The organism is Acetatifactor sp., assembly GCF_982438285.1.
Genome location: NZ_CEWDFQ010000347.1, coordinates 1 through 3,091 on the forward strand (window position 1 = coordinate 1; position 3,091 = coordinate 3,091).

At 47.3% G+C, this 3,091-nt stretch carries 3 protein-coding genes; all 3 read right to left on the reverse strand.

Translation table 11 applies throughout. The features are described from left to right. Nucleotides 1–506: ABC transporter transmembrane domain-containing protein (locus tag AC1WIP_RS13630; RefSeq protein ID WP_481142339.1), on the reverse strand; the 506-nt coding region annotated here is incomplete at its 3' end. 3 nt (nt 507–509) lie between these two features. Further along, on the reverse strand, nt 510–2,324 hold the full coding sequence (locus AC1WIP_RS13635; RefSeq protein WP_481142340.1) for an ABC transporter ATP-binding protein: 1,815 nt from the start codon (nt 2,322–2,324) through the stop codon (nt 510–512). A gap of 128 nt (nt 2,325–2,452) precedes the next feature. Beyond that, nucleotides 2,453–3,091 (reverse strand): helix-turn-helix domain-containing protein (locus tag AC1WIP_RS13640; protein WP_481142341.1); only part of this gene is annotated, 639 nt, incomplete at its 5' end.

Below are 3,091 nucleotides of genomic sequence, written 5' to 3' on the forward strand. Positions count from 1 at the left end.
AATACGCAGAGTGCCAGCCGCCAGTCAAAGAATGCAAGGAGGAGGCAGGTAATCGTTACTGTAATCCCATTCGCGATCAGCGGCGGGATTGTACTGCTTAATAACGATTCCATGCTGCTGCAGTCCGCCATCATATTTGTAGTAAGCTCTGACAGGTCTTTCGTATTGAAAAAGCTCATGGGCAGCTTTCGCAGGTGGTCTGCAATACGGAGCCTTGTGGCATTGGATTCTTTGTAAGATGCTATATATGTCTTGCGGTAGTCATTTTTTGCTGCAAGGAAAACCAGAAGCGCCGAGACTATCCCCGCTCCCCACAGCATCCAGATATGTCCCCACTGGATTGTACCGCCATCTGCGATCGGTGCCAGTATTTTGGCAAAGATCATCACCGTCACACAAAACGGCAGAAGCATCGCCAGGTTTGTTATGGTGCAGGCAAAAATTGCTTTTTTCAGGTCCTTATATCCTTTCTCTGATAAAAAAAGTGCCTTTTGTAATTTGCTCATCTGTTACACCGCCTTTCCACTGATCTTCCAGTTGACTGCCTCTGTATAATGTTCCCACATCTGTGCATAGCGTCCCCCGGATTTTAACAGTTCTTCATGCTTCCCTGATTCGGTCAGCTTCCCTTTTTCCATTACGATGATCTGATCTGCACTGCGGATTGTAGACAGCCTGTGCGCAATGATAATTACCGTTTTCCCAGCCATCAGTTTTTCAAAAGCTTTCTGGATCAGATACTCATTTTCCGGGTCGCTGAAAGCAGTCGCCTCATCCAGCACAATAATAGGAGAATCTTTGATGATCGCCCTGGCTATCGCGATCCGCTGGCGTTCGCCGCCGGATAAATGCACACCATTTGCACCAACGACGGTATGGTAGCCCTCCGGAAGTTTTGTGATAAAGTCATGGCACTGTGCGGCTTTTGCCGCTTCTGCTACCTCTTCTTCCGTTGCAGTTTCATTTCCCATACGGATGTTATCAAGGATGCTCTGCTTGAACAGGAAAATATCCTGAAACACAAAACTTACGTGACGCATGAGCTCTTCATGTGCCATGTCCCGTATATCCACGCCCCCTAAAGTGATCCTGCCGCCGGATACATCCCAGAAACGTGAGATCAGGCTGGCAATGGTACTTTTCCCTCCGCCGGATGGCCCCACGACCGCGGTGACCTGCCCCTGCCCGGCTGCAAATGACACCTGATCAAGCGCTTTGCCCGCAGGGTCCCCGGTATATGTAAAACTCACATTGTCAAAAACAACATCCTCTCCCACATGTTCCTTTGGATGCGGCGTTTCCGGCATTTCCGGGATATTTAAGATTTCGTCCATGCGGGCAACATTCCCGTCGATCTGCATGAAAGATTCCGAGATATACATAATTTTATTCAAGACGCCCGCAATTGCCGAGACAAAAAGCAGGTAAAAAATAAACGTCATGGCGAACTCTGTAAAATCTGCAGAACGGGAGCCAATCAGGATCCCCACCGGCACAAGGATCAGGTAAATATTATTGATAATAGTCGTAAAAGCCGGCATGCAGATCTGCCATCCTAAGGCAAATTTTAGTACCCATTCCGTATAGCCTGTAATGGCTTCCTCCAATTTTTTAAATGAGGAAGCTGTCTGGTTAAAGGCTTTCACTACAGACATGCCGCGGACATATTCCACGGAAGCGTTGTTCATCTCCTCAGATGCTTTCTGGTATTTCCCCATGTTTTCTTTCATTGCACCGCTTCCAAACCCGATAAATTCCGCTGCAAACGCCAGAATGATCCCAACAAGGGATGCAAGCCCGAAACGCCAGTCTACTGCAAAAAGAATGATGACCATGACCACCGGGGCGGTTACAGAGGCTACAAAGTCCGGGAATTGATGTGCGATAAAGCCTTCCACGCTCTCAATGTTCTCATCCATGATCTTTCTTAAACGTCCACTGCCGATGGTAAGATGATACCCCAGCGGTATTTTGGTGATATGGTCTGCAAATAAGACTTTCAGGTCGTACAGCGTCCCAAATGCCGCTATATGGGAACAGAAAATAGCCAGAAAATACAACAGGATATTGGCAATGATCCCGGCTAAAGCCATCCAGCCATACCCCATGACACTTCCCATATCCAATGCATCAAAATCAGGAAATGCGCCAAAAATCAGGCGGATCATAAAATAGACCGCCAGGTACGGGATAAACGAAGCCACCGCTGCCAGTGAAGAGAGGGCTGCCGACAGAAAAATAAGCCCTTTCCTGCCGGAAGCCAGCTCCATGCAGCGTGCCAGGCCAGTTTTTGGCTTTGTCTCTTTCGTCTTTTTGTTTGACATCACATGAAACCTCCTAAATATAATAATGGTGCGGTTAGCAATTGCTAACCGCACCATTATTATATCGGCATCACTGAAACTTTTCCGCTCCATTCTTTTATAATGATCGCAGAAATAGCCCATTCCTACTACTTATTTTTCCGGTAATCTTTAGGCAGTACCCCATAAACAGACCGGAACGCCTTCGCAAATTTACCGGCATTGCTGTACCCTAATTCCAGTGCAATATCCCCGATCTTCCGCTTGTTCTCCAGCAGCATTCCCGCCGCAAGGTTCATTTTATATTTCTTCAGGTAGGCGTAGGGTGTATCACCGTAAATATGTGAAAACACCCGATGGAACACCGTAAGGTTCAGATGTTTCTCCTTCACCAGATGTTCTAACGGAACCCTCTCATCGAGGTGTCCAACAAGGTAATTACGGATTGCCTTTACTGCCTGTATCTGCCCTTTGTCAAAATATTTAAAGTCGCATCCATCTACATGTGCCAACTGATCCATATGATACAGCAGCTCCATTGCCTTGATCCTGAAATACCCGATGCGTTCCTTCCCTTTCGCTTCATATATCTCAGAGAAAAGCTGTGAAAGCTTCGCCGGTGTCTGCCCAGTATACCACTTCTTCCCAATGCCCAGTGTTTCCCCGATTTTATCAATGTCAACCGGGATTGCCGACATCATCTCTTTTGCCTGCTGTGAGAGAGCCTGCCTGTCTACGACAAGGCTCACGGCAAAGCACCTTTTCAAGGGAAAGGAAAAAGAAACTGG